This is a genomic window from Citrobacter sp. RHBSTW-01013, from assembly GCF_013781985.1.
GTDB classification, from domain to species: domain Bacteria; phylum Pseudomonadota; class Gammaproteobacteria; order Enterobacterales; family Enterobacteriaceae; genus Citrobacter; species Citrobacter braakii.
The window spans coordinates 4784134-4810851 of sequence record NZ_CP056185.1 but is presented as its reverse complement, the minus strand read 5'-3'; the positions used below and the strand labels follow the sequence as shown (position 1 = coordinate 4810851).

At 51.5% G+C, this 26718-nt stretch carries 37 protein-coding genes and 2 pseudogenes; 25 read left to right on the top strand and 14 right to left on the bottom strand.

Features of this window, described 5'->3' with window-relative positions; all coding sequences use genetic code 11:
• Nucleotides 1–18: 18 nt before the first annotated feature.
• A complete protein-coding gene (gene plsB, locus HV350_RS23050) occupies nt 19–2439 on the bottom strand; it encodes a glycerol-3-phosphate 1-O-acyltransferase PlsB (protein WP_153647050.1) in 2421 nt (806 codons plus the stop codon).
• Between the two features lie 171 nt (nt 2440–2610).
• Between plsB and HV350_RS23045 the strand changes: the two genes are divergently transcribed.
• The 4 genes from HV350_RS23045 (at nt 2611) to HV350_RS23030 (ending at nt 5496) form a co-directional block, all read left to right on the top strand.
• Nucleotides 2611–2979 (top strand): diacylglycerol kinase, encoded by a 369-nt coding sequence (locus HV350_RS23045; RefSeq protein ID WP_003826594.1) that lies wholly within the window; start codon nt 2611–2613, stop codon nt 2977–2979.
• 109 nt (nt 2980–3088) lie between these two features.
• Entirely contained in the window at nt 3089–3697 is a 609-nt protein-coding gene (lexA, locus tag HV350_RS23040; RefSeq protein ID WP_003826596.1) for a transcriptional repressor LexA, read from the top strand.
• Between the two features lie 134 nt (nt 3698–3831).
• Complete coding sequence (gene dinF / locus HV350_RS23035; protein WP_047357732.1) at nt 3832–5151, top strand: MATE family efflux transporter DinF; 1320 nt, start codon at nt 3832–3834, stop codon at nt 5149–5151.
• A 135-nt stretch (nt 5152–5286) separates the two neighbouring features.
• Entirely contained in the window at nt 5287–5496 is a 210-nt protein-coding gene (locus HV350_RS23030; protein WP_019077869.1) for a CsbD family protein, read from the top strand.
• A gap of 48 nt (nt 5497–5544) precedes the next feature.
• Here HV350_RS23030 and zur read toward each other — a convergent pair whose 3' ends face one another.
• On the bottom strand, nt 5545–6063 hold the full coding sequence (gene zur / locus HV350_RS23025; protein WP_003031709.1) for a zinc uptake transcriptional repressor Zur: 519 nt from the start codon (nt 6061–6063) through the stop codon (nt 5545–5547).
• A 115-nt stretch (nt 6064–6178) separates the two neighbouring features.
• On the opposite strand from zur, the gene HV350_RS23020 reads away from it, so the two are divergent.
• The 4 genes and pseudogenes from HV350_RS23020 (at nt 6179) to HV350_RS23010 (ending at nt 7897) form a co-directional block, all read left to right on the top strand.
• Complete coding sequence (locus tag HV350_RS23020; RefSeq protein ID WP_131347390.1) at nt 6179–6667, top strand: cupin domain-containing protein; 489 nt, start codon at nt 6179–6181, stop codon at nt 6665–6667.
• 107 nt (nt 6668–6774) lie between these two features.
• Nucleotides 6775–6849 (top strand): annotated as a pseudogene (locus tag HV350_RS26745) (hypothetical protein); the annotation flags it as partial.
• A gap of 145 nt (nt 6850–6994) precedes the next feature.
• Entirely contained in the window at nt 6995–7528 is a 534-nt protein-coding gene (locus HV350_RS23015) for a hypothetical protein (RefSeq protein WP_032177711.1), read from the top strand.
• A gap of 195 nt (nt 7529–7723) precedes the next feature.
• On the top strand, nt 7724–7897 hold the full coding sequence (locus HV350_RS23010; RefSeq protein WP_020838469.1) for a hypothetical protein: 174 nt from the start codon (nt 7724–7726) through the stop codon (nt 7895–7897).
• Between the two features lie 65 nt (nt 7898–7962).
• Here the strand turns inward: HV350_RS23010 and HV350_RS23005 are convergent, their stop codons facing one another.
• The 12 genes and pseudogenes from HV350_RS23005 to HV350_RS22950 form a co-directional block, all read right to left on the bottom strand.
• Entirely contained in the window at nt 7963–8235 is a 273-nt protein-coding gene (locus HV350_RS23005) for a pyocin activator PrtN family protein (RefSeq protein ID WP_020838472.1), read from the bottom strand.
• Nucleotides 8236–8273: 38 nt separating this feature from the next.
• Entirely contained in the window at nt 8274–8846 is a 573-nt protein-coding gene (locus HV350_RS23000) for a 3'-5' exonuclease (protein ID WP_181629388.1), read from the bottom strand.
• A gap of 1 nt (nt 8847) precedes the next feature.
• The gene (locus tag HV350_RS22995) at nt 8848–9684 is read right to left on the bottom strand and encodes a hypothetical protein (protein WP_181629386.1); all 837 of its coding nucleotides are present in this window, start codon (nt 9682–9684) and stop codon (nt 8848–8850) included.
• Nucleotides 9685–9694: 10 nt separating this feature from the next.
• Complete coding sequence (locus HV350_RS22990) at nt 9695–10450, bottom strand: hypothetical protein (protein WP_088583037.1); 756 nt, start codon at nt 10448–10450, stop codon at nt 9695–9697.
• A gap of 1 nt (nt 10451) precedes the next feature.
• Nucleotides 10452–10979 (bottom strand): annotated as a pseudogene (locus tag HV350_RS22985) (hypothetical protein); the annotation flags it as partial.
• A gap of 8 nt (nt 10980–10987) precedes the next feature.
• Nucleotides 10988–11242 carry a hypothetical protein gene (locus tag HV350_RS22980; RefSeq protein ID WP_181629382.1) on the bottom strand — a complete coding sequence of 85 codons (255 nt, stop codon included), beginning with the start codon at nt 11240–11242 and terminating at the stop codon, nt 10988–10990.
• On the bottom strand, nt 11239–11415 hold the full coding sequence (locus tag HV350_RS22975) for a hypothetical protein (protein WP_172724730.1): 177 nt from the start codon (nt 11413–11415) through the stop codon (nt 11239–11241). The genes HV350_RS22980 and HV350_RS22975 overlap by 4 nt, the downstream gene beginning before the upstream one ends.
• Nucleotides 11403–11942 (bottom strand): hypothetical protein, encoded by a 540-nt coding sequence (locus HV350_RS22970; RefSeq protein ID WP_057064900.1) that lies wholly within the window; start codon nt 11940–11942, stop codon nt 11403–11405. Before HV350_RS22970 ends, HV350_RS22975 begins: the two co-directional genes overlap by 13 nt.
• 128 nt (nt 11943–12070) lie before the next feature.
• Nucleotides 12071–12898, bottom strand: a complete 828-nt coding sequence (locus HV350_RS22965; protein WP_181629380.1) for a DUF2303 family protein — start codon at nt 12896–12898, stop codon at nt 12071–12073.
• Between the two features lie 57 nt (nt 12899–12955).
• Entirely contained in the window at nt 12956–13327 is a 372-nt protein-coding gene (locus tag HV350_RS22960) for a hypothetical protein (protein WP_044691226.1), read from the bottom strand.
• A 281-nt stretch (nt 13328–13608) separates the two neighbouring features.
• The gene (locus HV350_RS26850; protein ID WP_082145984.1) at nt 13609–13977 is read right to left on the bottom strand and encodes a helix-turn-helix domain-containing protein; all 369 of its coding nucleotides are present in this window, start codon (nt 13975–13977) and stop codon (nt 13609–13611) included.
• 164 nt (nt 13978–14141) lie between these two features.
• Nucleotides 14142–14816, bottom strand: a complete 675-nt coding sequence (locus HV350_RS22950) for a LexA family transcriptional regulator (RefSeq protein ID WP_053390032.1) — start codon at nt 14814–14816, stop codon at nt 14142–14144.
• Nucleotides 14817–14904: 88 nt separating this feature from the next.
• Between HV350_RS22950 and HV350_RS22945 the strand changes: the two genes are divergently transcribed.
• The 17 genes from HV350_RS22945 to HV350_RS22870 all read left to right on the top strand — a co-directional run bounded on the left by HV350_RS22945 (nt 14905) and on the right by HV350_RS22870 (nt 26625).
• Nucleotides 14905–15105 (top strand): YdaS family helix-turn-helix protein, encoded by a 201-nt coding sequence (locus HV350_RS22945; RefSeq protein WP_053390031.1) that lies wholly within the window; start codon nt 14905–14907, stop codon nt 15103–15105.
• Between the two features lie 43 nt (nt 15106–15148).
• Nucleotides 15149–15700 carry a YmfL family putative regulatory protein gene (locus HV350_RS22940; RefSeq protein WP_003826142.1) on the top strand — a complete coding sequence of 184 codons (552 nt, stop codon included), beginning with the start codon at nt 15149–15151 and terminating at the stop codon, nt 15698–15700.
• A 172-nt stretch (nt 15701–15872) separates the two neighbouring features.
• Complete coding sequence (locus HV350_RS22935) at nt 15873–16052, top strand: DUF4222 domain-containing protein (protein ID WP_003034732.1); 180 nt, start codon at nt 15873–15875, stop codon at nt 16050–16052.
• Nucleotides 16042–16899 (top strand): conserved phage C-terminal domain-containing protein, encoded by an 858-nt coding sequence (locus HV350_RS22930; RefSeq protein WP_181626629.1) that lies wholly within the window; start codon nt 16042–16044, stop codon nt 16897–16899. The genes HV350_RS22935 and HV350_RS22930 overlap by 11 nt, the downstream gene beginning before the upstream one ends.
• Entirely contained in the window at nt 16896–17795 is a 900-nt protein-coding gene (locus HV350_RS22925; RefSeq protein ID WP_181629379.1) for a phage N-6-adenine-methyltransferase, read from the top strand. Before HV350_RS22930 ends, HV350_RS22925 begins: the two co-directional genes overlap by 4 nt.
• Nucleotides 17788–19668 carry a DNA cytosine methyltransferase gene (locus HV350_RS22920; protein ID WP_181502013.1) on the top strand — a complete coding sequence of 627 codons (1881 nt, stop codon included), beginning with the start codon at nt 17788–17790 and terminating at the stop codon, nt 19666–19668. Before HV350_RS22925 ends, HV350_RS22920 begins: the two co-directional genes overlap by 8 nt.
• Nucleotides 19665–20051 (top strand): RusA family crossover junction endodeoxyribonuclease, encoded by a 387-nt coding sequence (locus HV350_RS22915; protein ID WP_003034741.1) that lies wholly within the window; start codon nt 19665–19667, stop codon nt 20049–20051. The genes HV350_RS22920 and HV350_RS22915 overlap by 4 nt, the downstream gene beginning before the upstream one ends.
• Before the next feature lie 13 nt (nt 20052–20064).
• On the top strand, nt 20065–20751 hold the full coding sequence (locus HV350_RS22910) for a phage regulatory protein/antirepressor Ant (protein ID WP_003034743.1): 687 nt from the start codon (nt 20065–20067) through the stop codon (nt 20749–20751).
• Complete coding sequence (locus tag HV350_RS22905) at nt 20748–21743, top strand: DUF968 domain-containing protein (protein ID WP_181502012.1); 996 nt, start codon at nt 20748–20750, stop codon at nt 21741–21743. The genes HV350_RS22910 and HV350_RS22905 overlap by 4 nt, the downstream gene beginning before the upstream one ends.
• A gap of 21 nt (nt 21744–21764) precedes the next feature.
• Nucleotides 21765–22454 carry a bacteriophage antitermination protein Q gene (locus tag HV350_RS22900; RefSeq protein WP_181502011.1) on the top strand — a complete coding sequence of 230 codons (690 nt, stop codon included), beginning with the start codon at nt 21765–21767 and terminating at the stop codon, nt 22452–22454.
• 240 nt (nt 22455–22694) lie between these two features.
• Nucleotides 22695–22886 carry a TrmB family transcriptional regulator gene (locus HV350_RS22895; protein WP_181629377.1) on the top strand — a complete coding sequence of 64 codons (192 nt, stop codon included), beginning with the start codon at nt 22695–22697 and terminating at the stop codon, nt 22884–22886.
• A 150-nt stretch (nt 22887–23036) separates the two neighbouring features.
• The gene (locus tag HV350_RS22890) at nt 23037–24089 is read left to right on the top strand and encodes a site-specific DNA-methyltransferase (RefSeq protein ID WP_131351221.1); all 1053 of its coding nucleotides are present in this window, start codon (nt 23037–23039) and stop codon (nt 24087–24089) included.
• A gap of 145 nt (nt 24090–24234) precedes the next feature.
• A complete protein-coding gene (locus HV350_RS22885; protein WP_003832349.1) occupies nt 24235–24513 on the top strand; it encodes a phage holin in 279 nt (92 codons plus the stop codon).
• Nucleotides 24485–25033, top strand: coding sequence for a lysozyme (locus HV350_RS22880; RefSeq protein WP_136398001.1), 549 nt, complete (start codon nt 24485–24487; stop codon nt 25031–25033). The genes HV350_RS22885 and HV350_RS22880 overlap by 29 nt, the downstream gene beginning before the upstream one ends.
• A complete protein-coding gene (locus tag HV350_RS22875; protein WP_174332620.1) occupies nt 25030–25536 on the top strand; it encodes a DUF2514 domain-containing protein in 507 nt (168 codons plus the stop codon). Before HV350_RS22880 ends, HV350_RS22875 begins: the two co-directional genes overlap by 4 nt.
• A gap of 162 nt (nt 25537–25698) precedes the next feature.
• Entirely contained in the window at nt 25699–25863 is a 165-nt protein-coding gene (locus tag HV350_RS26560; protein WP_213077861.1) for a YnfU family zinc-binding protein, read from the top strand.
• An 87-nt stretch (nt 25864–25950) separates the two neighbouring features.
• Entirely contained in the window at nt 25951–26625 is a 675-nt protein-coding gene (locus HV350_RS22870; RefSeq protein WP_136398002.1) for a Fur-regulated protein, read from the top strand.
• Nucleotides 26626–26718 lie beyond the last annotated feature (93 nt).

Below are 26718 nucleotides of genomic sequence, written 5' to 3'. Positions count from 1 at the left end.
CGACCGGTTTTTTTATGCTTACTCGCCCTGTGTGGCGCTCTCGATGGTCAGACGCACATCTGACGTGACCAGTTCGGCCAACATCTGATAGATCTTCATCGTCTCTTCCGGTTCGGCATCTCCGGTATCGCTGATGAATCCCTCGTCACGCAGCGTCAGCACCAGAGAGCTGAACACGGCTTTATCGAAGAATTCCGGCGCGTTAATGCCGTGCAGTACGGAGAGGCGTTGCGCCACGGTGCGGCTCTCTTTCTCCAGCGTGCCACGGTTGATAGACGGGTTCGCGCTCAGCAGCCAGAAGGTAATGGCGTAGCGTTGCAACGTCTCGCGAGCACCCGCCGCCAACAGCTGTAGCGTACGGGAGCGGGCCGGATTGATATGCAGTTCGTCATCGTTCAGGGTGATGAGTCCCTGGCGCTGCATTTCGCTGGCCAGTTCGTCAATCACTCCGGCGAGTTCATCACGCTCCCAACGTAAGAACAGCTCTGCTTTCAGCATCGGGTACAGCGCATCAATATGCTGCTGTAGCGCGGCGCGAGAAATACGACGATGCTGAGTCACAATGGCTGCCATTAACGAAGGCAGAACCAGCATATGCGCAATGTTGTTGCGGTAATACGTCATCAATACCGCCTGCTCGCGCGGCAGAATGATGATGTCACCGATGGTGTCTTTCTCGACCTCAAACTTATTCATCTGTAAGGCGTGGTCGATCAATTCACTGGCGCTCTGCGCAGGAACCGTACAATCTGCCGCATACGGCACGTTGCGCAGCAGACTCAGATAGCAGTCGAGCTGTTCAGTCAGTTGCTCACGGGTCAGAGAGCGCTGGCGGGAGGCCAACAGCGCGGTACAGCACAGGTTCATGGCATTGGCCGCGCCTGCATTGTTAATGCGTACCATCAGATCGGCGGCAATGCTATTCACCGTCGGCGTCAGCCAGGCTGGGCGGATGGACTCGATAGGATCGATCGATTCACGCCACTCCGGTACATGCTGGTTGAGGTAAGTCATCAATGGCATCGGTTCGCCAAAGTTGACATACCCCTGACCCAGATTACGCAGCTTGCTCAAGCCACGCAGCATTTGCGGCAAACTCTCTTTCTCTTTCGTCGCGCCACGCAGCTCTTTCGCGTACGTGCCCACTTCCATTACGTGCTCGTAGCCGATGTAGATGGGTACGAGGGTAATCGGACGCGTACCGCCGCGCAGCATCGCCTGAATGGTCATCGACAGCGTGCCGGTTTTCGGGTCGAGCAGACGCCCGGTACGTGAACGGCCTCCTTCGACAAAGTATTCAACCGAGTAGCCGCGGCTGAACAACTCGCCCAGGTATTCGCGGAAAACGGTGGAATAGAGCTTGTTGCCCTTGAAGGTACGACGAATAAAGAACGCGCCCAGACGACGGAAAATCGGACCTGCTGGCCAGAAGTTCAGGTTGATACCGGCAGCGATGTGCGGCGGAACCAGCCCCTGGTGGTACAGAACGTACGACAGCAGCATATAGTCCATATGGCTGCGGTGGCACGGAACATAGACGATTTCGTGCCCATCGTGCGCCAACTGACGTACACGCTCCGCATTGTGAACGTTAATCCCCTGATACAGACGGTTCCAGGTAAAGCCCAGAATACGGTCTGTCAGACGAATCATCTCGTATGAGAAGTTAGCGGCAATCTCTTCCATCAGCGCAATGGCATTTTGCTGCGCTTTTTCGTGGGAGATTTTTTTACTGCGCGCTTCATCTTCTACCGCGCGAGCGATAGCTTTTGAGGCCAGCAGTTTATTGAACAGGTCCTGGCGGGCAGGGAGGCGCGGGCCGACTGCGGCCAGACGCTGACGAGCAAAGTGCATGCGCGCCACGCGAGCCAGCTTCTGAGCGATGATTTTATCCGTACCGTGTTCGTCCGCCATGCGACGCAGGGAGACCGACGGGGAGAAGCGGACAAAACTGTCGCGACCCAGCCAGGACACAGCAAAGAATTTCTGTACGCCGTTCAGCATGCGCAGCGGCGGATTGACCTCGCCTTTTTCACGCCCAGGCGCGCGGCCAAACATCACCGAAACCGGCACCATTTGCACATCCAGGTCTGGATTGCTGCGATGCAAGTCGAGATAGTTATGGAACAGCTTAATGGACTCTTCTTTCGGCGTGTAATAGGTGAACACGCGCGGGCCGCCGTGAATAAACACGTAGCGCGGCAGCAGAGTTCCGTCTATCTCCAGCGGTTCCAGGGGATCCGGGAGATCGTGCACCAGACATTGGGCACGCAGCGTCAGCAAGTCTGCTTTTGAATTGTACGGTAGGACGTACATAATGGGACGCGAAGTATCGAGCCCCAATTCCGGGGCAGGTTCTGCCGGAATAGACTTGCTTTTTACCAGGACGCTTAATGGTAAATTCAGTAATTTGTAGTAAATTCGTGGCCAGCCGGACATAAACGATGTAAAGCCTCTGGTTAATAATGCAAATGCGCTGCAAGGATATCAGAAAGTTTAGTGAATTTCTGGTGTATCCGGTCATACTTCGCGCTGCTTTGCCACACCCTGAAACAAACGGGGTAACGTTACAATGACATTGACGCTAATAATGTAAAAAGGTTCTTTTTGATGGCCAATAATACCACTGGATTCACCCGAATTATCAAAGCTGCAGGCTATTCCTGGAAAGGTTTTCGCGCCGCATGGATCAATGAGGCGGCATTCCGCCAGGAAAGCGTTGCCGTACTGTTGGGCGTAGCCATCGCCTGCTGGCTGGACGTTGACGCCATTACCCGCGTGCTGTTGATTGGTTCCGTGATGCTGGTGATGATCGTTGAAATCCTCAACAGTGCGATTGAGGCGGTGGTTGACCGTATTGGCTCTGAGTATCACGAACTTTCCGGTCGGGCGAAAGATATGGGCTCGGCAGCGGTATTGCTGTCTATTTTTGTCGCTCTGATCACCTGGGGCATCCTGTTGTGGTCGCATTTGCGATAAAGATTCCACAACTGCATAAATCTCCTGTTTTTTGTGCAGTTTGCGGTTCCAAAATCACCTTTAGCTGTATATACTCACAGCATAACTGTATATACACCCAGGGGGCGGAATGAAAGCGTTAACGGCCAGGCAGCAAGAGGTGTTTGATCTCATTAGGGATCACATCAGCCAGACAGGTATGCCACCGACGCGTGCGGAGATCGCGCAGCGTTTGGGGTTCCGTTCCCCAAACGCCGCTGAAGAACACCTGAAAGCGCTTGCGCGTAAAGGCGTCCTTGAAATTGTATCCGGCGCATCGCGCGGTATTCGACTACTGCAGGAAGAAGAAGAAGGGTTACCGCTTGTCGGACGCGTAGCGGCAGGCGAGCCACTGCTGGCGCAGCAGCACATCGAAGGCCATTATCAGGTCGATCCTTCACTGTTCAAACCGAACGCCGATTTTCTGCTGCGCGTTAGCGGTATGTCGATGAAAGACATCGGTATTATGGACGGTGATTTACTGGCTGTGCATAAAACTCAGGATGTGCGTAACGGTCAGGTCGTTGTTGCCCGTATCGACGACGAAGTCACCGTCAAGCGCCTGAAAAAGCAGGGCAACAAGGTTGAACTCCTGCCTGAAAACAGCGAATTTAAACCTATTGTTGTCGACCTACGCGAGCAAAACTTCACTATTGAAGGGTTGGCGGTAGGCGTCATTCGTAACGGTGAATGGCTGTAATTTTCTGTTGATTCCCTGTAGGCCGGATAAGACGTTTACATCGTTATCCGGCAACTTGCCCGGTGGCGCTACGCTTACCGGGCCTACACAGCATCTTTTTTCAGTACATCTAACTTCTTCTCAGGCTCTCCTGTATGCCTTTCTTTACCTCTTCTGATAAAGCACTCTGGCACCTCGCCTTACCGATGATCTTCTCCAATATCACCGTTCCCCTGTTGGGACTGGTGGATACCGCGGTGATTGGTCATCTGGACAGTCCGGTCTATCTTGGCGGCGTTGCTGTTGGCGCCACGGCGACCAGCTTTCTCTTTATGCTGCTACTTTTTTTGCGCATGAGTACCACCGGCCTTACCGCGCAGGCATTTGGCGCGAAAAATCCGCAGGCGCTGGCGCGCGCGTTGGTGCAGCCGCTATTGCTGGCGCTGGGGGCGGGGCTGCTTATCGCACTGTTTCGGACGCCGATTATCGAGCTGGCTCTGCACATTGTCGGCGGAAGTGAGGCGGTACTGGAGCAGGCCCGACGTTTCCTGGAAATCCGCTGGTTAAGCGCACCCGCATCGCTGGCGAATCTGGTGCTGCTCGGCTGGTTGCTTGGCGTTCAGTATGCGCGCGCGCCAGTTATCCTGTTGATTGTCGGCAATATTCTCAACATTGTGCTCGATTTATGGCTGGTAATGGGCCTGCATATGAACGTGCAGGGAGCGGCGTTAGCGACGGTGATTGCCGAATATGCCACGCTGCTGATTGGCCTGATGATGGTACGCAAAGTCCTGCATATGCGTGGAATTTCGCTGGCAATGTTGAAGCTGGCGTGGCGTGGCAACTTCCGTCGTTTGCTGGCGCTCAACCGCGACATCATGCTGCGTTCGCTGCTGTTACAGCTCTGCTTTGGGGCCATTACGGTTCTGGGCGCGCGTTTGGGAGGCGACATCATCGCGGTTAACGCCGTTCTGATGACTCTGCTGACGTTTACCGCCTACGCGCTGGATGGATTTGCCTATGCTGTGGAAGCGCATTCGGGTCAGGCCTATGGGGCGAGGGATGGCAGCCAGTTGCTTGATGTCTGGCGGGCGGCCTGTCGACAGTCCGGTATTGTGGCTATTCTGTTTTCGCTGGTTTATGCCCTGTTTGGCGAGCAGATTGTTGCGCTGCTGACCTCGCTGCCGCAAATCCAACTTTTGGCCGATCGCTATCTTTTCTGGCAGGTGGTTTTGCCGCTGGTGGGAGTGTGGTGTTATCTGCTCGACGGTATGTTTATTGGAGCGACACGAGCTGCAGAAATGCGCAACAGTATGGCCGTTGCCGCAGCAGGGTTCGCATTAACGCTACTGGCTTTACCGTTGCTGGGAAATCATGGTTTGTGGCTGGCGTTAACCGTTTTTCTCGCGTTGCGTGGGCTTTCCCTGGCCTTTATCTGGCGGCGTCACTGGCGTAATGGAACCTGGTTTGCCTGAGCGGATGGTTAAAAATTCCGAATAATAAATAAAACCCAGAATCCCTGACTACACTTATTCTCACGTCCAGCAAAAACAGCATGTGTCTGGACATGGCACTCTCGCTATTCACAACCTAACGATGAGGACTTGATGATGAATAAAGACGAAGTCGGCGGTAACTGGAAGCAGTTTAAAGGTAAAGTGAAAGAGCAATGGGGCAAACTGACCGATGATGATATGACGGTCATTGAAGGTAAACGTGACCAACTGGTCGGTAAAGTCCAGGAGCGTTACGGTTACGCGAAAGATCAGGCGGAGAAAGAAGTGACCGATTGGGAAAAACGTAATGATTACCGCTGGTAATTAACCCTTCCCTCCTGAGAGTACAAGGATGTACGCTCTCCCACCCGCTTAACGCCCAACTTTCTTCTTCACCTGAATCGTATGGTCATGCTGGCATTCGCCAGGGTGACGACATGACTCAACCTCCACACAGGCCGGGCACAGTCCATGGGCTTCAATAACGTTATGTCGCAGGGCAAAACCCATTTTTGCTGCCAGCGTATGCATGATGTCTTCCACGCCTTCCGCGCACTCTTCTTTTACCACACCACAGCGGTCGCAAATGAACATTGCGGAACTGTGAGTTGGCTGATCGAACAGATGGCAAAGCACATAGCTGTTGGTGGATTCCACCTTGTGCACAAACCCTTGTTCCAGCAGAAAATCGAGCGCACGATACACGGTCGGCGGCTTGGCCTGCGGCTCGGTTTCTCGCAACAGGTCAAGTAGGTCGTAAGCGCTGATTGCGCCTTCCTGCAGGCTCATCAGGCGCAGCACTTCGAGGCGTTGTGGCGTAAGCCGTACGTTGCGTTGCGCACAGAGTTTTTCAGCTTGAGCCAATAACTCCTGCGTGGTGGTTTTGTCCATTTGGCGCCTCGATTTGCGTGCAAGGTTAATCCCTTACTTTAACATGTTCTGTTTAAAACACCGAGATCCACCACGGTGTGCTATACCTGAGCCATCGCAATACTGGAAAATAATCATGAAAAGACCCGATTGTATTCGTCACTGGCGTGAAGTTGAGGGGGCTGATGACTCCACCTATCCCGACAGCGATGAGCTGTTTTCCATAGGTGCGCCGCTTGCCCGCAAGCTGGGGTTAGGGCGACTCGGCATTCATCATGAGCGCCTGCCGCCGGGCCGACGCACCTCGTATCCGCACGCTGAAAGCGATGAGGAAGAGTTTATCTATGTGCTGGAAGGATATCCTGAGGCCTGGATTAACGGTTATTTATGGAAGCTGGAACCGGGCAACAGCGTCGGTTTCCCGGCGGGCACCGGCGTGTGTCACACCTTTATCAATAACACCAGTGAAGAGGTACGTCTGCTGGTCGTGGGTGAGGCGAACAAAAAATACAATCGTATTTATTATCCGCTTAATCCGGTTTATGCCGCCACGCGTGAGGATCGTTGGGTCGACCATCCGCCGCAGTTTTTTGGATCTCACGACGGAAAACCGGGGCGTAAATAGCGCTTGTCGGGGAGCAGGGAGGGGGAACTGCGAGGATGTGGCTCACTATCGTAACGGTCTATGCTATAGTAGCGCCCCTTTTTTAACCGGATGCTTGAATATTCGCCATGCTGCCTGAATCTCAGTCTACCGCTTTTCCCGCTCATCGTTTTTCTATCGCGCCGATGCTCGATAGGACGGATTATACAGAGAAATAGCGGTGTTGTGTGTTTTATGGGGGCCTATTGGGGACCCGATGTTTTTAATTTAATACGCAACTCTTACCAGGCATTGCATGGCGGGAATAGGTATAATGGGGTCTTTCGCCGTTCCGCTTGAGAGGCTCTAATGCTCACTTTAGACGAGATAGGTCAATCTGTTCGTAACAACATTCAGTTAGTTATTGACCATGTGGGGTTGCCTCTCGCAGTTGGCCCGATCAGTGATGAAGATTACAAGATCCTCTGTGGTGGTTATGGCGAGCTTGAGTGGGACTATATGCTCGGTGCCTATGGTAATTCTGATGACAAGTATGAATTTTGCATCAAACTTGTTCAGCAAGGAGTAGTGCAGGGGATTCCTTCAGGGGCGGCAATTTGTGTTTACGGGGTTGAAGATAAAATCTTTCGCATCCATATTGTTGAAAGGTTCTCAAGGGAAGATGAATCACACCCACTAAAAGGGCGAATGGTTTTGCTCACACTAATGAGTGCCTTTGTTTTTTGTAAGGCTGTCGAGTGTGAGGTTGTTCAAATCATTGAACCAGTTCCTGAATTGCGGCCATTTTATGAGTCGTTCGGTTTTTGTATGGAAAAGTGTGGCTACGTAATGTCTACAGCCACAGATAATCTGCAAGAGACATTTCTTAAATTCGCACAATAGATGTAGACGCCGAGTGTCTACAGATTGTAGGATATCCATCCGGATTACCTTAAAGGTACATCTGGGACAGTCGTTATGTATTCGCACTACTGAAAACGATGTCACCAATCGGAGGAACCGATTGGCACAAGTTGGCTGGACAAGCTAGCTTTAACTAAGAGGTTAGAGACGCCCTTATCGTCTCGGGAGTTTTCTATGAAAGATCAAAAAGCAACCAAGCCACAGGTTAAGTTCGACACAATGAAAGCATTCGCAGGTATGGGTGCTGCTGTTGAAGTTCTGATGAAGGCTGCTCCTAACGCGTTCACGCACGCTATTGTCTCTGGTAAAGAGCAGCAGGGTAAGCTTCGTCGTCGCAAGGCAGCATGATCATAGCTGGTGCTTTTTGAAAGCCCGCCATCTGGCGGGTTTTTCTTTTTTTATCGGTGCGGAACTCAACTATTTTTCTGTTTGTTCGTTCTGACCCTTTCCCATTCAATTCTGCCTTCTTCACGCCGCTGGTCTATATACTCAGCAAGATCCTGAATGTTGATACAGCGCTTCGCCTTCTGTGATGTTCCTACACGATAAGTCGGAATAGGCAACTGACAGGCATTTGCTTTCGCTTCTGCTGTGTTAGGGCTCATACCGAAATACTTTTGGCATACCGCTGACAGCTCGATGTTAGGCGTGTTGAACTCAGCCATAAGTAAAAACAAAGTATTCATAGACGTTCTCCATACAACCTGGCTGCACCCAGGGGAAATTACAGGTCGCTGCTGGTGGCCGGAATCAACTTCTGCCAGATCGCGGACACGTATTTTGCTTGATGTCGCGCATCGGCCAGTGCGTTATGTGCAACCCCATCGAATGGCATATCTCGCTTTGGATCGAAACCCACAACTCTACCTAATGTGACGACGGTTCTGACGTCGTGATCATTCCAAAATTGCCACGGGCAAACCTGGCCGGCACGCTCATATGCGCCGCGCAATATAACGTTGTCGAAAGTAGCTCCATTGCCCCAAACTTTTAAATATTTAGGGTTATCAGAATGCCGATTAATGAAATGGCTCAGTTCAGATAGGGCAGATGATATCGGCATCGCATCATCAACACAGATTGCTGATCGTGCTTCTGAGCTTTGTCTTAACCACCACAAAATAGTGTCACCATCCGGCACCGCTCCCTGCTCCATAGCGCTTTCAAGATTAACGGCGGTGTAAAACTCCTGACCAAGATCACCGCTTTGCGGATCGAAGAATACGGCACCAATGGAGACAATAGGGGCATTCGGTTTTTTGCCCATGGACTCAAGGTCGATCATTAAATTGTTCACGTTATACATTCTCCTGCTGCGGTGCTGCTTTAATCATTGCTGCCCAGCACAACTCAGCCCGGCGCGCTGCCTGTCGGCATCCACTCAATGCTTCGTATTCCTCCCACTCTTTTTCATCGCTGAAGTGCGGATCTGGAACCGATTCGAAGCCGTTAATAATCATGTCCTCGGTCGGAACAATCGGCACAATCACGTAGCCTGGAGGCGCAAGGTAGCGAACCTCGACCGATCGATCAGGTTCAGATGCTAGGTCAATACCGATTACCGGAGAGTTGCCAGCCTGGAGAATAGATTTCAGCGCTGCCCTTGGCATTGCCGACCAGGCAAGAAATACGTCTGGCCTGTCGACATCTTCTGTCGGGAGAGTGTTTTCGATTTCGTCCAGCGCATCACTTAGCTTCTGAAATGCGTCGTCTGGAACAACGTGGCACTCTTCGCCATCAACCTCTTGCTGACAGCTATCATCTGCGAGTTCGAATGCGGCCCCGCAAACATTGAGCAGCATTTCAATAACGCGACGGTGTTCTGCTGTTACGTAATTCTCCGGAACTACCGGCGCTGGCGGTGTGATGTAGAGTGGCTGTATTTCAGCCATAATCTCACAGGCATACATCTCTGCAACGACTCTGGTGACAAACGCTCGGCTTCCTGCCTTCCACGCCACAGGCTCAGCGCCAAACGCTGCAATAGCCCCATCAATCACCTTCACAGCATCAGCCATTGCGTAGCCGAGATTACCGCCGTCGCTTTGTGCTGCTGCTTTGCTGAGTATTTCGCGTATCTGATGCAGACGATCGAGTGATACAGGACCGTTCGCCGGGTGGTTGTTAGTTGTCATGGGTTAGTCCTTAAACTGCTAATTGCAGTTGCATGTCGAACCGGTCACGCTGCTCGCAGTACGCGAGAGAGCCGGGGCTGTTATGCGATTCAATGCGCTCTACCATTAACGCGGCGCGGGTTTCTTTTGAAGCTGGCGCGTAAGCACCAGACCATGCTTTATCGATGCCGATGTTACGGGCGACATTTGTACTATCAGCGCTGGCTAACGGTAACTTTGTGAATATCAGCGGGTTTAACATGCGCAAACCGTGCAACTTCGTGACAGGCTGGCTGTGAGCATCAACAACATGACGAATCAGGTCTTTCATTCTGGCTACAGCAAGGTTGGGACGCTTAACGTCATAGTCACCACATGAACCGATTGCAACGCGGGGATACTCATTGCAGAGCCTGATAAAACGCTCGTCGCTTTCATTCATGTGCCAGACAGGAACGCCGAAAAACTCCCCATGCGGCCACTCATCAAGAAGCGCTTCGTTCTCTTCCTCGCCGCCGTCGATAACATCCGGGATGATGGCGAAATCAAAGCCAGGATGATTTTTCCAGCGGGCCACAAACTCGTAGTAATCGCTCCAGTCGATTTTGTTTTTGCCAGCTGCTTTCCACGCAGTGAATGCACCGTTGTCCAGCGCGAATGACTGGCAGTATTCAGCCGCGAGGTTAATTTGCCCGGAGTGCGCGAAACTGATAAACGCATGGCGTCCTTTCCACGCTTTCATGGCGCACGTATCCGGCGTTATTGGTCCGCCGTGATAGTGAATCATCTCACTCCCCCTTCACGCCAATGCCAGCGAGCCAGTTACGAACGTTGATAAACTCAGCATTCCTAAATCCGCTTTTGACGTAGATGAATGGCAGTCGTAGGTTGTGGCCATTACATGCCAGGTAGTCTTTGCATCCCTGTTCGGTGAAACAGCAGGTAACGAAATCATCAATTTCTTTCAGTGCAACTCTGCGCCATTTTTCAGGTGGTTCACGGAAGTTTTCATGGAGCAATTCAAGGCGCATTCGTTGGCGCTCATTAGCTTCGTTACCATCTTCATCAATCCAAACGATGCGGTCATAGTCGTAATCAGCATCAACAACGATTTCGCGCTTTTGGTAAACGCAAAACATCGGGTCGGATGTAATACGGTTATCCTGCGATAAAATGTTTTTGCCGATGACACTGAACGATTCTGGCGCGGATTTTGCCTCCAGTTCTGTGATAAGTGCCATGGCTTCACTTTCCTTCAAAATTACGGAGTCATAGCTTTCAATCTGCTTTTTGATTTTGGCAATTAGCACTTCAAGTGATTTGCTCATTGTGCAGTTCCCTGTCTTGCTCTATTCAACAGCTGGTTAAACATCATGGTTAGGCTGTTACTGCATCCAAACGGCATATCGTTAACACGGTATGTTGGAATGCCCTTGCGAACACCAGACTTCACGATCCGGCCGGTGCCATAGAGTTGCGATAATGCGCCAGCGATCGAAGCTGTCTTTTTGTTTAAACCCTTAGCTATTTCAGCGCTGGTGGCGTTGGGGTGAGCCTGGAGATATTCAAATACGGTCATGGCGTTTTACCTTTACGTTCCTGTTCCAGTTGCACCAGAGACTCTTTTAATGCTGCGAACGTAGCGTCCAGTCTGGTGGCGACTTCGCGCATAAGCGGTGCATGCTTTGGTGGCAGTTCAGCAATGGAGGCAAAAGCCTCCGCAACGAGTTCTTTTACCTTCATGCGGCGCATTGGCGCTGCTCCATCAATTCATTGAAGCGATTAATGAACATGCCATATGACTGGCCTGGACGAACTGGGTTGATGATGAATAGATCCGTTGGGACAACTCCCTCGAGGCAAGGCCACACGGAACCTTCGTCAATCTCAAAATCGCGGCGTTCGCTGGCAAGCATCACCAGATCGGCATATTTCACGGTTGGGTGTTGCCCCATCGGTAGGCCAAATTTCTGGCGAATAGCTGCGTCTACGCGAGCTTCGATCACCTGGTAATCAGGCAACAGGCGCTTAAGCGGTGAGGGGATGTCCTGTAGGTAGGCTTCGGCGGCATCATGAAGCAGGGCTTCTAATGCAAACTCCTGCGGAACGAGGTGGCTGGTTAAAACGCTATGCTGGCCGACGCTGTAAAACTCAGGAAGATGCCCTGCAAAGCGGCAGATATGAGACAACGCGGTAGCGATATCTTCGATCACGATATCGTCCTGTTGGATATCGAGGTAATTAAAGTGTTTGCCGGATAATGTCTGAATGTAACTCATGGTTTTCTCCATATTGGCGCGCTGCACCGCGCAGATTTTGGTTGCACGAATCCCTCGCCGGGTGGCGATATTTAATGGAATTACGCTTCAATAAATCCCCGCGGCGCCGGGGATTTAATGCAGAGCAATTAGGCTTTAAAGTTACCGATGAAAGTTTCCACTGATTCACCTTCGAACTTGCTGATCAGCAAATCGCGGAATTCGTTGGCGATCGCTTCTTCCTGGGCTTCAAGTTGGACAATGCGCAGAACAAAGCAGGGTTCATCGCTGGTCAGCAGGCTGTTACGCAAGCTAAAGCGGCGTTCACCCAGACCTTCATACGGCACACATTTGAACTCGAACGCCACAGGCATTACGTCTTTGCTGCTTGCTTCAACGCTTTGCATCAGCGATTTTTTACCAGCGAAATCACCAGTTTCATGGTCCTGCTGTGTTGCTTGCTGAATAGTGATACGACGCACAGCCTGAGCTGCCTGGGAAATCTGCATCGCATTGCCATCAGTATCAAACGCCAGCAAGTAATCGCTCCAGTCCTCCAGCCATTCAGCGATTTGCTTTTGCTTCAGACGTTGACCATCGATCTGCAGTAACGCGCGGAACGGGGCGGTTTTCTTCAGGGTGATGGAAGCAACGTTATCGGCGTGGCCGGGATTATCCAGGGTGCCGATGTTGAACACTGAACGGGCGGTCATGTTGTCAGCGTCAATGAAGCAACGAGCTGGCTCACTGTCGCTGGCGTAACCTTTAGAATAACGTGCGAAGTCGTCAATACTGGTTGTGGTCATTGCGCCGCGAAAGCGGAAACGTTCCAGAGAAAAGCGCTCGAGGCTTTCAACGCCAGTCCCTTCTGGAAGTAATGCGGTCGGGCAAGCCAGGCCATGAATGTCATTCAGGTGATAACCGGAAAGAACCAGGTCTTTGACCTGCTTGAAGGTACCGCTGTCTAACTGAGACATAAAAATTCCTTAAAGATAGATGTAGAAAAACTGAAACTATGGGCTATCAAGCGCGGCTTATTTCGCCGCGCGTAACTTTCCGTCCGGATCCCCGCCGAGGGTAAACAAGTTGCCCTGGTCTTCCTGTAGGATGGTGAGCTTCCCGCCTTTGTTAACCCACATAGGGGTTTCGGTTGTGTCCTCTTCGGAGGCTTTACCACGCGGTGTCGGGGTGCTGTAGTTCAGCTTGTGCTTGATCTTCACGCGCTTCTCTTCAACGGAATTACCCATACGCTCAAAATCAAAGGTGAGGACTACTTTGCCTTTGTTGCCATTGTTCAGAACGCCAAGCGCGGTGGTATTAAGTGCTGCCGCGATTTTGTTCATGAACACGCCGGCATCCAGTTCGCCAAGAAAATCTGGCACTACGGTCATGCGGTCATTACTCATGGTTTTACCCTCGTTAAGGCGGCTGCAACCGCCGAACTTTCTCCATACACAACAGAGAAGGGCACCTGCATTGGTCGGCGGCTTGCAGAGACCGCTTTCTTTTTGCCCGGGTGGATTGGGTTATGAGCCCGTCGCCCGGTGATGCCCTTTTCTGTTGTGCCCTGAAAAAGGCTGGCGGTTACCGGACAAGTGGGAAAACACCGGGCCGCCAGAACAGGGAGTTACTTGTTATTGCTTTGGCCTGCTTTTAACCACATCAGGCGCGGTGGTAGGTACCTAAACTACCTTGTGGTACTTGCCTTCGATGAGGCAAGATAGACGTCCAAATCACTTTTTAGATAAGTAACCTTTCTGCCGATTTTTAAAAAAGGTATACGAACCTTTCCTGTGCTAGCCCAATTAGCTAATGTTTGCGCCTCTACGCCGATATAGGCTGCGGCGGCTTCTCTATTCATCTTTTCATGCTGTTCTGACGGAAGGCTCGTGGCTTCAAAATCAAAGTCCAGCATTTCAAAGGCATAGATAATAGAACCCAATGCCATTTGTTTAACTGTTCTGTAGTTACTACTTTCAACTTGGCTTAATGCAGTTTTTGCTGCTTCAATCACCACAAGCCAGGCATCTCGTTGATTTTCAAAACTGTCATCCATATCCAATCTCCTGCCATGTGCGAATCATCCGGTTATTCATACGCCACCGGCGGCTACTTCGTGGGCGTCCTGCCTGTTCGCTGTTTCGTATAGGTACATTATGTACCTTGAGGGTACATTGTCAAGGATAAAAAAACCTGCCGAAGCAGGTTTGTGATGATGGGTTAAGGCTTATGCCTGTGCCGTCGTGGTTTTCCTGAGAAAACAACGGTGCCAATAATCGAGCAATTACCATTGATCCTAATATATGGCTCTGGCCAGTTAGCGTTTAAAGCTTTAAGAAACTTTTCGCCACTATCTTCTATTAATCGTTTAAACGTCGTTTCGCCAGAATCATGCATTAAAGCAATAACATCATCGCCATGAGAAGCTGCAACCTCTGGATCTACAAAAATCATATCGCCAGGGCGATACTCATCGATCATTGAATCACCAATGACGCGTAAGATATAAGTCATTGGCCCGCACGGAACGGGACAAGGATATGTTTCTACACTACTCAAATCTACCTCTGCATAACCAGCATCCGTCCATGCTCCGGCTTGCACCCAGGATATAACCGGGACCATCGTAATTGATCTATTAACGTCTGAAACGTCGGGTGATTTAGCAATGTTGGTAGTTTGATGTTCGGTATCTAGCCAACCTTGAGGCAAGTCAAAACATTTTTCGATATGCCTTGCCATAGCGTCACCAATACCTTTGGTGGCACCTTCACCCATAAACCGGCTGGTTTGTGTAGGTTCACGATCGATCATGTTAGCGAAGTAGCTATTACCCCCAACACCATCTCTCAATTTTCGGGCGTTTAATCGCCTGATTTCCTGGATAGTTTTCATCAGCAAATTAAACAATGTGTACCTCTATGGTACAAGTACCTTGTAGGTTCATTTCTTTCGTGTAATATGTACACAGGAGGTACATATTATGAAAGAGTATTGGGACTCTTTAACTAAAGAGCAGCAAGGCGAATTAGCCGGAAGCGTAGGTTCCACGCCTGGCTACCTGCGTTTAGTTTTCAATGGCTACAAAAAGGCAGGTTTTTCCTTGGCTAAAAAGCTGGAGGAAACAACTGCTGGGATTATCAGCAAGTCTGATCTTCGTCCTGACATTTACCCTAAACAGTAGCAGACGAGCTGATTTTTATAACCACAGAATTAAGGGGTTAACCGTGGGTAACGAACCTATTTGGAAAGTCGAACGTCAGCCAGCCTGGCTGGTGGCCGCGATTAAAAAGACGATTACCGATCTGCCTGGTGGGTATGCCGAGGCCGCGGAATGGTTGGGCGTGACAGAGAACGCATTGTTTAACCGTCTTCGTGTTGACGGCGACCAGATTTTCCCGCTGGGCTGGGCAATGGTTTTACAACGTGCTGGTGGTTCAACCCATATCGCTGATGCCGTTGCGCGCCATTCTCAGGGCGTATTTGTTCCGCTGGCAGATGTCGATGATCTGGATAACGCCGATATCAACCAGCGCCTGATGGAGTCCATTGAATGGATTGGCCGTCATTCTAACTTTGTGCGTAAAGCTACTGCTGATGGGGTTATTGACGCAGATGAGCGCGCTCAGATTGAAGAGAACAGCTATCAGGTGATCGCGAAGTTTCAGGAGCACGTCACGCTGCTTTATCGAGTTTTTTGTGTCGCTGAAAAGAGTGACGCCCGCGAGTGTGCAGCTCCGGGCGCCTTGGCGAACAACTCTTCGAGTATGGAGAAATAATCCGCATGAGCAGTTTAACGGCTTTTAACCGTCTACCGCAACTCAGGATGATCCCGGTTTCGGGTACTCCGTTGTTTCGGTATGAACGCAGATTATCAAACCGCTGGGTTCCGTGTAACCACAGTAGGGCGGTTTCAATTGTGGGGGTCTACAACCGGAGGGCAAAACGCCTGTGCGCGAACTTAACCGAAGGTTCAAAGACCACCGCGGAGTGCCAGTCCGTGTTATCCGCTGGGAGCCAGAAACACAGCGCGTTATCTATCTGCGTGATGGCTACCCGCACGAATGCTTCAGCCCACTTGAGCATTTCAGGCAAAAGTTCAGGGAGATAACGGACGATCATGAGCACTAAATTAACCGGCTACGTATGGGATGGTTGCGCGGCGTCGGGCATGAAATTGTCTAGTGTCGCGATCATGGCACGCCTCGCTGATTTCAGCAGCGATGAGGGCGTGTGCTGGCCGTCCATTGAAACTATTGCTCGCCAGCTTGGCGCAGGGCCGAGCACGATCAGAACGGCAATCGCAAAGCTTGAAAAAGATGGCTGGCTCACGCGTACACAGCGCCGTAATGGTAACCGTAATGCGTCGAACGTGTACCGCCTGAATGTGGCGAAACTTCAGGCTGCCGCATTTTCTCAACTGTCAGATTCTGACACGTCAAAATCTGACGCATCAAAATTTGACGCCTCAAAAACTGACCCGTCGAAATCCGTCAAAAACGGCGGTTTTGACCCGTCAGAATCTGGCGGGGATCCGTCAGTAAAATCAAAACAAGATCCACAAGTAACTTCAAAACCCTCTTGTCCGGTTGCGGCGCAACCAGACCCTGAAGTCGTGATTACTGACCAGGCGATTCTGGTTCTGACCCATTTGAACCAGACCAGCGGATCCCGGTATCAGAAATCAAAAACATCCCTGGAGAACATCCGTGCCCGACTGCGTGAGGGATACAGCGTTGCAGACCTGCAACTTGTTATCGACCTGAAGCATGAGCACTGGCACGAGAACGACGAGCAGTACCAGTACATGCGCCCGGAAACGCTGTTCGGCCCGAAGAAATTCGAGAGCTATCTGCAAAGCGCTACCCGCTGGGAGCAGAAGGGACGGCCTAAACGTGCTGACTGGGGAGCGAAAAAGCGCGATGTGATGGCTTTTGGTCCGGTTGAAACAACGATTCCAGAGGGGTTCAGAGGATGACGTTAAACAAATATTGCCAGGCGCTGGTGGCACTACGTAGCCAACCAGCCCACGAATTGAAAGAAGTTGGCGATCAGTGGCGGACACCGGACCTGCTTTTTTGGGGCATTAATGCGATGTTCGGCCCGCTGACGCTGGATCTCTTTGCTGATGACGATAACGCTAAGTGCCCTGTGTGGTACACCGCCGAAGATAACGCGCTGGTACAAGATTGGGCGGAAATGCTGGAATCAATCGGCGGGGCCGCATTCGGTAATCCACCCTATAGCCGCTCTCAGTACCACGAGAAGCAGGCGATCACCGGCATGACCCACATCATGGATCACACAATGGAGATGCGTGAAAAGGGTGGGCGTTACGTGTTCCTCATTAAAGCGGCGACAAGTGAAACATGGTGGCCGGAAGACGCCGATCACATCATGTTTATTCGCGGTCGTATTGGCTTCGATCTCCCTGTGTGGTTTGTTCCTGCCGACGATAAGCAGAAACCCACAGGTGCTTTCTTTGCTGGTGCAATCGCTTTGTTCGACAAGACCTGGCGCGGCGAGCGTTTCAGCTACATCAGCCGTACCGATCTGGAGGAAAAAGGGAAGGCGTTTATGTCACTGGTCGAATTTGCCGCGGGAAAGGTTCAGCCACCAGCCACCACGGTGCCAGAGCAAGAAGAACCCATTGTAGTGCCAGCAGTATTACCTGATGTGGATTCGCGTATCTGGCCGCTTGAGGTTGGTCTGGTGTTCAACCAGGTTGAGGGGGCGGATTCTCTGGACGCATCGCAGCAGAACAAGCTGAAAGCGAACATTAACCAGCTGTGGCTTGAGCGTATGCCAACCAGCGAAATCATTACTACTGCTGGTGGACTGGTCAGCAGCATGCAGGGGGCCATCAATGCGTGAAATTATCGTTGATAACTTTGCTGGTGGCGGTGGCGCATCAACGGGTATTGAACTGGCGATCGGGCGCAGCGTGGATATTGCGATCAACCACGACGAAAACGCCATTGCGATGCACAAGACGAACCACCCTGACACACTGCATTACTGTGAATCCGTATTTGACGTGGATCCGGTAGCCGCCACCGGCGGTAATCCTGTTGGCCTGGCATGGTTTAGCCCGGACTGCCGACATTTCTCAAAGGCCAAAGGCGCAAAGCCTGTCAAAAAAGAGATACGCGGTCTGGCCTGGATTGTTCTGCGTTGGGCACTGGCTAAGCGACCGCGCGTGATGATGCTGGAGAACGTGGAAGAGTTCAAAACGTGGGGACCGTTAATTGACATCCCGCCTAAACCTGATTTGCCGGAAGCCCTTATGGCGGATTTTATTGGCCCGGTTTACCCTGGAAATAGTCGCCCAGACCCTGCCCGCACTGGAGAAACATTCAATGCATTTGTCGGCATGCTGTCCACTGGTATTCCTGCTGACCACCCGGCACTGTCAGAGGTTTGTGAGTTTCTGTCTATTGAAAGAGGTAGCGAGCAGGCGCAACAGCTGGTGGATGGGCTTGGATATGATGTTGATTATCGCGAACTGCGTGCGTGTGATTACGGAGCACCGACGATCCGCAAACGTTTCTTCATGGTTATGCGCTGCGATGGTTTCCCTATTCAGTGGCCTGCTGTTACCCATGGGGATCCTAAGTCTCTGGAGGTGCAGAGCGGCAGGCTGATGCCATGGCGTACCGCTGCGGAATGTATCGACTGGAATGTTCCGGCCCTGTCCATCTTCGACCGCAAAAAACCATTGGCTGAAAATACGCTCAAACGCATCGCTCGTGGTATCCAGCGGTTTGTGATCGAGAGCGCGTCGCCGTTCATCGTTAAGTGCAACCACACGACGACCAAAGGGAAATACGACTGTTTCCGTGGTCAGGCGCTGGGCGAGCCTTTGCAGACCATTACGAAAACCCATGGCTACGCGATTGCCGTCCCACACCTGACAAAGTTCCGTACTGGCGCAACCGGGCAGCCCGTTACCGAACCCGTCCCGACGGTAACCGCTGGCACATCAAAACGTCCAGGTGGGAACGGGCATGCACTCGGGATTGTTGAGGCTGCACTGACGCCATTCCTGGCGGGTAACGGTGGTAGTGAATACCAGGCGAAACCGCGCCCGCTGGATAAACCTGCTCATACCATTCTGAAGCAATCCCGCGCCTGTCTTGTTGCGCCAGTGATAGCCCGCCAGTTTGGGGCCAGCGTCGGCCACCGGGCAGACGAGCCGAGCGCCACAATTACAGCTGGTGGTGGCGGTAAATCACAATTGGTGGGCGCGTTCCTGGCGAAACACTACGGCGGTAACTATACGGGGCCGGGTGTCAGTATGGATGAACCCGCGCACTCAGTGACCACTGTCGATCATCATGCGGTTGTTGCCTCTCATCTGGTGAAACTGCGTGGAACATGCCGCGACGGGCAACGCCTTGATGTGCCTATGCCAACAATCACCGCTGGTGGCCAACACGTGGGTGAGGTGCGCACATTTCTCGAGACGTATTGCGGGGAAAGTGACGATGAATGGCTGGTAACGATCGATGGGGTTAAATACCAGATCGTTGATATCGGAATGCGCATGTTGCAGCCGCATGAACTCTACAAAGCGCAGGGCTTCCCGGATGGTTACGTTATTGATCAGGACTACCGTGGAAATCGCTATGCAAAAGATAAGCAGGTAGCCCGCTGCGGTAATGCGGTACCACCACCATTCGCCAGGGCGCTGGTGGAGGCAAATCTTCCGGAACTGTGTGCAGTGCAACAGCAGGAGGTGGCATGAAACTTGTGCTCCCGTTCCCTCCAAGCGTGAACACGTACTGGCGCGCCCCTAATAAGGGGCCGCTGGCCGGTCGTCACCTCATTAGCGCTGATGGCCGTAAATACCAGAGCGCTGCCTGCGTGGCGATCATTGAGCAATTACGACGTCTCCCGAAGCCTTCGACTGAATTAGCAGCGGTAGAAATCACTCTGTACCCGCCGGATGCGCGCCGCCGGGATATCGATAATTACAACAAAGCCCTGTTTGACGCGCTGACGCATGCGGGTGTCTGGGAAGACGACAGCCAGATTAAGCGCATGCTGGTGGAATGGGGACCCGTTGTGCCGAAAGGTCGGGTAGAGATAACGATCAGCAGATATGAACCGGCGGGTGCAGCCGCCTGATATGGAGAAAAGTATGAGCCAGTTAATCGTGAATGGTGTAGTAACAATGTCCAGCCGTGATATTGCGGATCTGGTTCAGAGTAAACACAGTGACGTGAAACGCTCGGCTGAGCGTCTTGTTGCTGCGGGAATTTTAACCGCGCCGTTGGCGCAGTTCGATTTTGAGCATAACGGTAATGTGTACCAGGAGTATCGTTTTAACAAACGCGACTCTCTGGTGATTGTTGCCAGATTATCACCTGAATTTACCGCCGCGGTCGTCGATCGCTGGCAGGAACTGGAAGAAGGGCAGAGTGTCAGTGTTCCCCGCTCATTGCCGGAAGCGCTTCGCCTGGCTGCTGATTTAGCCGAGCAGAAAGAGCAACTGACCATCCAACTGGCAGCCGCGGCGCCAAAAGTGGAGTTTGTTGATCGTTATTGCTCTGCAAAAGGCTCCATGTCATTCCGGCAGGTAGCCAAATTGCTCAACGCAAAAGAAACTGAGTTTCGTCTGTTCCTTATCGAACGCAATATCCTGTATCGCCTCGGCGGCACACTTACCCCCATGGCGCAGCACATTTCCGCGGGAAGATTTGAAGTTAAGACCGGAACATCGAGCACATCCAATCACGCATTCAGCCAGACGCGTTTCACTGCCAAGGGAGTACGCTGGATTGGTGGTTTGTGGGCTGAACATATTGCGGGGGGGCAGGCGGCGTGAGGGCTTTGTTAACTCCTGAAGTCGCCCATCGCATGGGGATTGTGTTATTTCGTCCCGGCGCGGAACTGATGCACCTCTTCATGCGCGGTCGCGTTCTTCTCGAACCTGAACCAGAAGAAATGGCGTCATTCAGTACAGGGGCTGTTCCCGCAGCCATTCAGCCGCTGGCTGATGATCCTGTAATGCGGCAGGTATTCGAGAATGAACGGGTTATTCAGCGTGCCGGCGGGATTTCTTCCCTTGAGCAATGGCTGAGTTCTCGGTTTGAATGCCAGTGGCCACATTCAACGTGGCACGACAAGAACTTCACAACAATGCGGCACCCACCAGGAAGCATTCGCCTGTGCTGGCATTGCGATCACACTTTGTCGGGGCAGCATACCGAACAGCTTGCAGGTATAGCGGCCGGAAACCTGGTATCCTGGATTCTGGAAGTCATTCGGCGTGATTCTGGTTTTCCCGAGTCGCATATCCTGACGCTTCCGGAACTGTGCTGGTGGATGGTCAGAAACGACCTGGCTGATGTTATTCCGGAAAGCGTTGCGCACAAAGGGCTGCGCCTTCCGGATGAGAAGATCCGTTCTGTCATGAGGGAAAGCGACATAGTGCCTTCCTCGTCAGCAACCAGACTCGTGCAGGAGAAGGCGAAGAAGATCCTCACGCTCTCTGTTGATCCGGAGTCGCCAGAGTCTTTCATGCTCAGGCCAAAACGTCGCCGCTGGATAAATGAGACGTACACCCGCTGGGTTAAAACACAACCCTGTGAGTGTTGCCGACGGCCAGCAGATGATCCGCACCATATCGTAGGGCACGGTATGGGGGGGACAGCAACAAAAGCCCATGACCTCTTCGTGATCCCTCTGTGCAGAGAGTGCCACGACGAGTTACACGCCGATGTACCGGCATTCGAGCAGAAGCATGGTACGCAGCTTGAGCTGCTACTGCGTTTTATTGATCGGGCGCTGGCGATCGGCGTAATTGCGAAAGCTTAAGTGTATGGAGCGCAAAGAAGCATGAATCAACAAGACCTGAATTTTGTAAGAATAGAATTGCGCCGCGCGCTACCTGACCTCTCTGGGGGAACAAAAGGGCAGCTTGAGGCTTTCAGTGAACACCCACCAGCAGACAAAAATGCCACCCCGCGCCGTGGAATTCATCTCGTCGAACTCGAAGGAGAGAAGGGGCCACGCTTTGTTAACTCGCTTTCCGCGCCACTGTATGTGCTGGAAACACGCAGCCGCCGCAGGCCAATGCCGCCGATAAAAGATGCGGAATTTGAGTCCGCGCCGTGGCGTAGGGCAGTGTCCGCGCTTAGTGGATACCAGCAGGCCTGGTTGCGGTACTGCTACGGTTTTGACCTTAGCTATAAGCACCAGGTGATGATGTGTGAATACGTCTGGAAGACTTATCAGAAATGCCTGGGTGAAAACTCGCTTCAGGAGCGCGTAGTAAAGAAACTGATAGGCCTGGTATGGCTGGCAGGGCAGGAAATTGCCGCAACCCGAAACAATGAAACCTATAAAGACTACGCTGGTGCGGCACTGGCCCGCATGGTTAGCGTTGACCGTTCGACATGGTTGCGTGTCTATTCAGGGCACTGGGCTGGGTTAAAGGCCGCTTTTATGCAGCTTGATGAATCAGCGTTGGCCATGGCTCTTGAATACTATGAGGAAGAAGAAGCCCTCAAAGTGGCAGAAATGTGAAGTAAATTTCACTATCTCCTTCAAACGCGCTTGCAAAATGCAACAAAATAAGCCATATTTAAAGCATATTTGATATGTTGCCAAAGTTATATAAACCCGCCGATGAGCGGGTTTTTTTATGGCAAATCAGCCATGCACGGCGCATAAAGGCGCTGGCGGTCGCAGAATGGAATTCTTCTCTTGCTGGTATCACCAACCAGAGTTATTTGTATGTCACGCAACTAATTTTAGGTAAAAGACATGCTAAATCAGGAAGATATGACAGAAACGGCAAAGGCTGTTTTCAATGAATTAAGCGATAAACCAGCAACGACTGGGGAGATTGCACAGAATACCCACCTCAGCCGCGAACGTTGTCAGCTCATACTCACACAGCTGGTGATGGCGGGGTTATCTGATTACCAGTTTGGATGTTATAAACGCCTCCAGTAATGGGGGCTTTCTGCTGTGGAAATGGGCGGCTGGTGGGTGTTAGCGCACCCGGCCAGCCATCAGCTCATGCTTTCAGGTCACAAGCTAACCAAGGCCCACTGCTTTAGCGCAAAAGCAACGTGAGCCTATCAGAGTTACGCTTACTGATCTATGAAAAATACTGTAAAAATAAACAGTGCTGAGTTAATCAACGCTGATAGCCTGCATTACGTCGCCACCCTCCCGGATAACTCTATTGATCTTATAGTTACGGATCCTCCGTACTTCAAAGTGAAGCCCAACGGCTGGGACAACCAATGGAAGGGGGACGAGGACTACTTACGCTGGCTTGATAGCTGCCTGGCTGAGTATGCTCGCGTTCTTAAACCTGCTGGCAGCATCTACCTGTTTTGCGGTCACCGACTGGCCTCAGACATAGAGATTATGATGCGTGCCCGGTTCAACGTTTTGAATCACATCATTTGGGCAAAACCATCGGGCCGCTGGAATGGATGTAACAAAGAAAGCCTGCGCGCGTACTTTCCATCTACGGAACGGATTTTGTTTGCTGAGCACTATCTTGGGCCGTACACAGGTAAAGAGGATGTTTACGAAAGGAAAAGCACAGAGCTAAAGCAGCACATTATGACGCCGCTGATTGATTACTTCCGTAATGCCCGTGAATCACTGGGTGTCAGCTCGAAAGAAATAGCTGAGGCAACCGGAAAGAAAAACATGGCGTCACACTGGTTTGGTGCAAGCCAATGGCAACTACCAAATGAAGTGGACTATAGAAAATTGCAGGAACTGTTCACGCGGATCGCTATCGATAAGCACATTCAGCAGAAGCTTGAACATCCTCACCACCAGCTGGTAGCTACCTATCAGTCATTAAACCGCAAGTATTCAGAATTGCTGGAGGAATACAAAACCCTCCGGCGCTGCTTCTCTGTTTCCGCTCTTGTTCCGTATACCGACGTATGGACGCATAAGCCTGTTCAGTTTTATCCAGGCAAACATCCATGCGAAAAACCTGCCGATATGCTGAAACAGCTCATTAGCGCCAGCAGCAGGCCGGGGGATATTGTTGCCGATTTCTTTATGGGCTCTGGTTCAACTGTGAAAGCAGCAATAGAACTTGGCCGTCGGGCGATCGGCGTAGAACTGGAGGAAGACAGGTTTATACAGACCACCGAAGAGGTGGAAAAACTGAAAAAATCATAACGATCACCACGCTTCCCCGTTGCTGTGGTGATCACCATCTTCAGGCACCGGGAATCATCCTTAATTTTTACTTGAACATAAGAGCCCGGTTGCCTGATCCCCTTCAATCACACACAGCGCCATCCGAACTATCGGAGGTGAGGCTATGACCAGAATGAGCACCATTTACAGCAGACTTTCATATGGAACAGGAACCACGCTTACCGGCTGCGGTGTATCAGCGAAGGCATACGCCGAAACAGCTAAAACAGCAAAAGAGGTGTCCTGGATGTTGGCCGACAGAATTGCAGGGTTAAGCCTGAGCGACTGGGCAATTATTGTCGGTATCGCATGCACGGTAATCACCTGTGCAGTGAACTGGTATTACCGAAAAAAGGAAAGGGAGGACCGGCTTAATGGCAATGTCACCAAAGCTGAAGAATAAACTGAGCGCAGCGGTCGTTGGTTTGATTCTTGCCGGGGCTTCCGCGCCCGTTATTCTCGATCAGTTTCTTAATGAGAAAGAGGGTAATAGCCTTACGGCATACCGCGACGGTGGTGGACTCTGGACCATTTGCCGTGGCGCCACGATGGTTGATGGTAAGCCAGTAGTTCAGGGCATGAAGCTGTCTTCTGAGAAATGCGCCCAGGTAAACGCCATAGAACGCGACAAAGCGCTGGCGTGGGTTGAGCGAAATATCAAGGTACCACTGACCGAACCACAGAAAGCCGGGATCGCGTCTTTCTGTCCATACAACATCGGCCCCGGAAAATGTTTCCCGTCTACGTTCTATAAGCGCATCAATGCTGGCGACCGTAAAGGAGCCTGTGAAGCGATCCGCTGGTGGATAAAAGACGGTGGCCGCGATTGTCGCCTGACCAAAGGGCAGAAGAATGGTTGCTACGGACAGGTAGAACGGCGGGATCAGGAAAGCGCGCTGACGTGCTGGGGGATAGACCAGTGAACCTGCGCTATCAGTTCATTGCTATTTCGTTGCTGGTGGCCGTTGCATTCATCGCCGGTAGTGTATGGAGCAGCCGCGGTTGGGAAAAGAAGTGGGCAGAGCGTGACGGTGTGGAATCGTCGCAAACCGCGAACGCGCAGACTGCCGCCCGCATGATTGAACAAGGGCGAATTATTGCCCGTGATGAGGCTGTAAAAGATGCACAAGCACAAGCCGCAAAATCTGCTGCCACTGCTGCTGGCCTGTCTGCCACTGTTAGCCAGTTGCGTACCGAAGCAACAAAGCTTGCCGCCCGCCTGGACGCCGCAAAGCACACCGCAGATCTTGCCGCTGCCGTCAGAAGCAAAACAGCCGGAGCCGACGCAGGATTGCTCGCCGACATGCTCGGACGCCTTGCAGAAGAAGCTCGATATTATGCTGGACGAGCTGACGAAAGCTACCGCGCTGGAATGACGTGTGAGCGGATTCATGACTCGGTGAGAGAGTCAAATAACCAACAATGAGCTTCGCAATCAGCAGTCGCCAGATGAAAGAAAATAAGCATGTACTGGCTATTGAGCATGAGTACATTATGCATCCACATTTGCTAGTTGGACGACAGTAATTGGTTAATAATTGAACGGAATGCGGTATGATAAACCACATTCATTAAAAGGTCAGCCATCATGTCATTCTTCGATTACGCAATGCAGCGTGTTGGGCTTGTAGCCAATATGACTGTCACGTGTCCGATATGTGGACATAAATCCACACACTCGACCACGAAAGTACGCCAACAACAGGCGTTACTTTGCCCTAAATGTAAATCTCTGTTTGTCATTCACAGGTAGTGGGTCGCGATACAAATAACCCCAGGCCTCGCAATTGCGAGGCTTTTTTATGCGTATCACACATCCACATGTAAAAGGAAAAATACCATGAGTAACAAAATCATTACGCTATCTGGCGCTGCTAATGAAGTGCTTTATGCGCTGTTTTTCCGTGGCGCGTTGCTGTCTGGTGATCTGCCTTCTAAATCTGGCACAGCCGAATTGCGCGAGCTTGGTTTTGCTGAAACCAGACACACAGCAACCGAATACCAGAAAGAAAATCACTTTACCTTTCTGACGTCAGAAGGTCAGAAATTTGCCGTTGAACATCTGGTCAATACGCGTTTTGGTAAGCAGCAATATTGCACTTCGATGACGCTTGGCGTTGAGATTGATACCTCACCATTTGTTGTGAAGAACGGTGAGGTATTCATCAAGGAAGCCAATATCGCTGGTGGTTCTATCCGCGCTGCCGAATTAGAAAAGCCTCAGCCGGTGACCAATATCTACAACATCAATTTTGGTGCTCGCAGTGATGAACCGGCACAGAACCAGGTAACCATCAGCGCCGACAAATTCGAAGTTAACTCTGGCGTCGATACCAATCTCGAAGCGGTGCTTGGTAACTCGCTGAAAAATGCTGCTGAATGTGCGGCGCTGGATGTCGCAAAGCAAATGGCAGCAGACAAGAAAGCAATGGATGAATTAACTTCCCATGTCCGCAAGGCCATTATGATGGAATGTTTCCCCGGTGGCGTTATCTGGCAGCAGTGCCGTCGATGATGATATGCAAATGATAATTAATATCGTTTGCGGGTCCTTTCCGGCGATCCGGCCTGTTACGGGGCGGCGACCTCGCAGATTCTCGCTATTTAT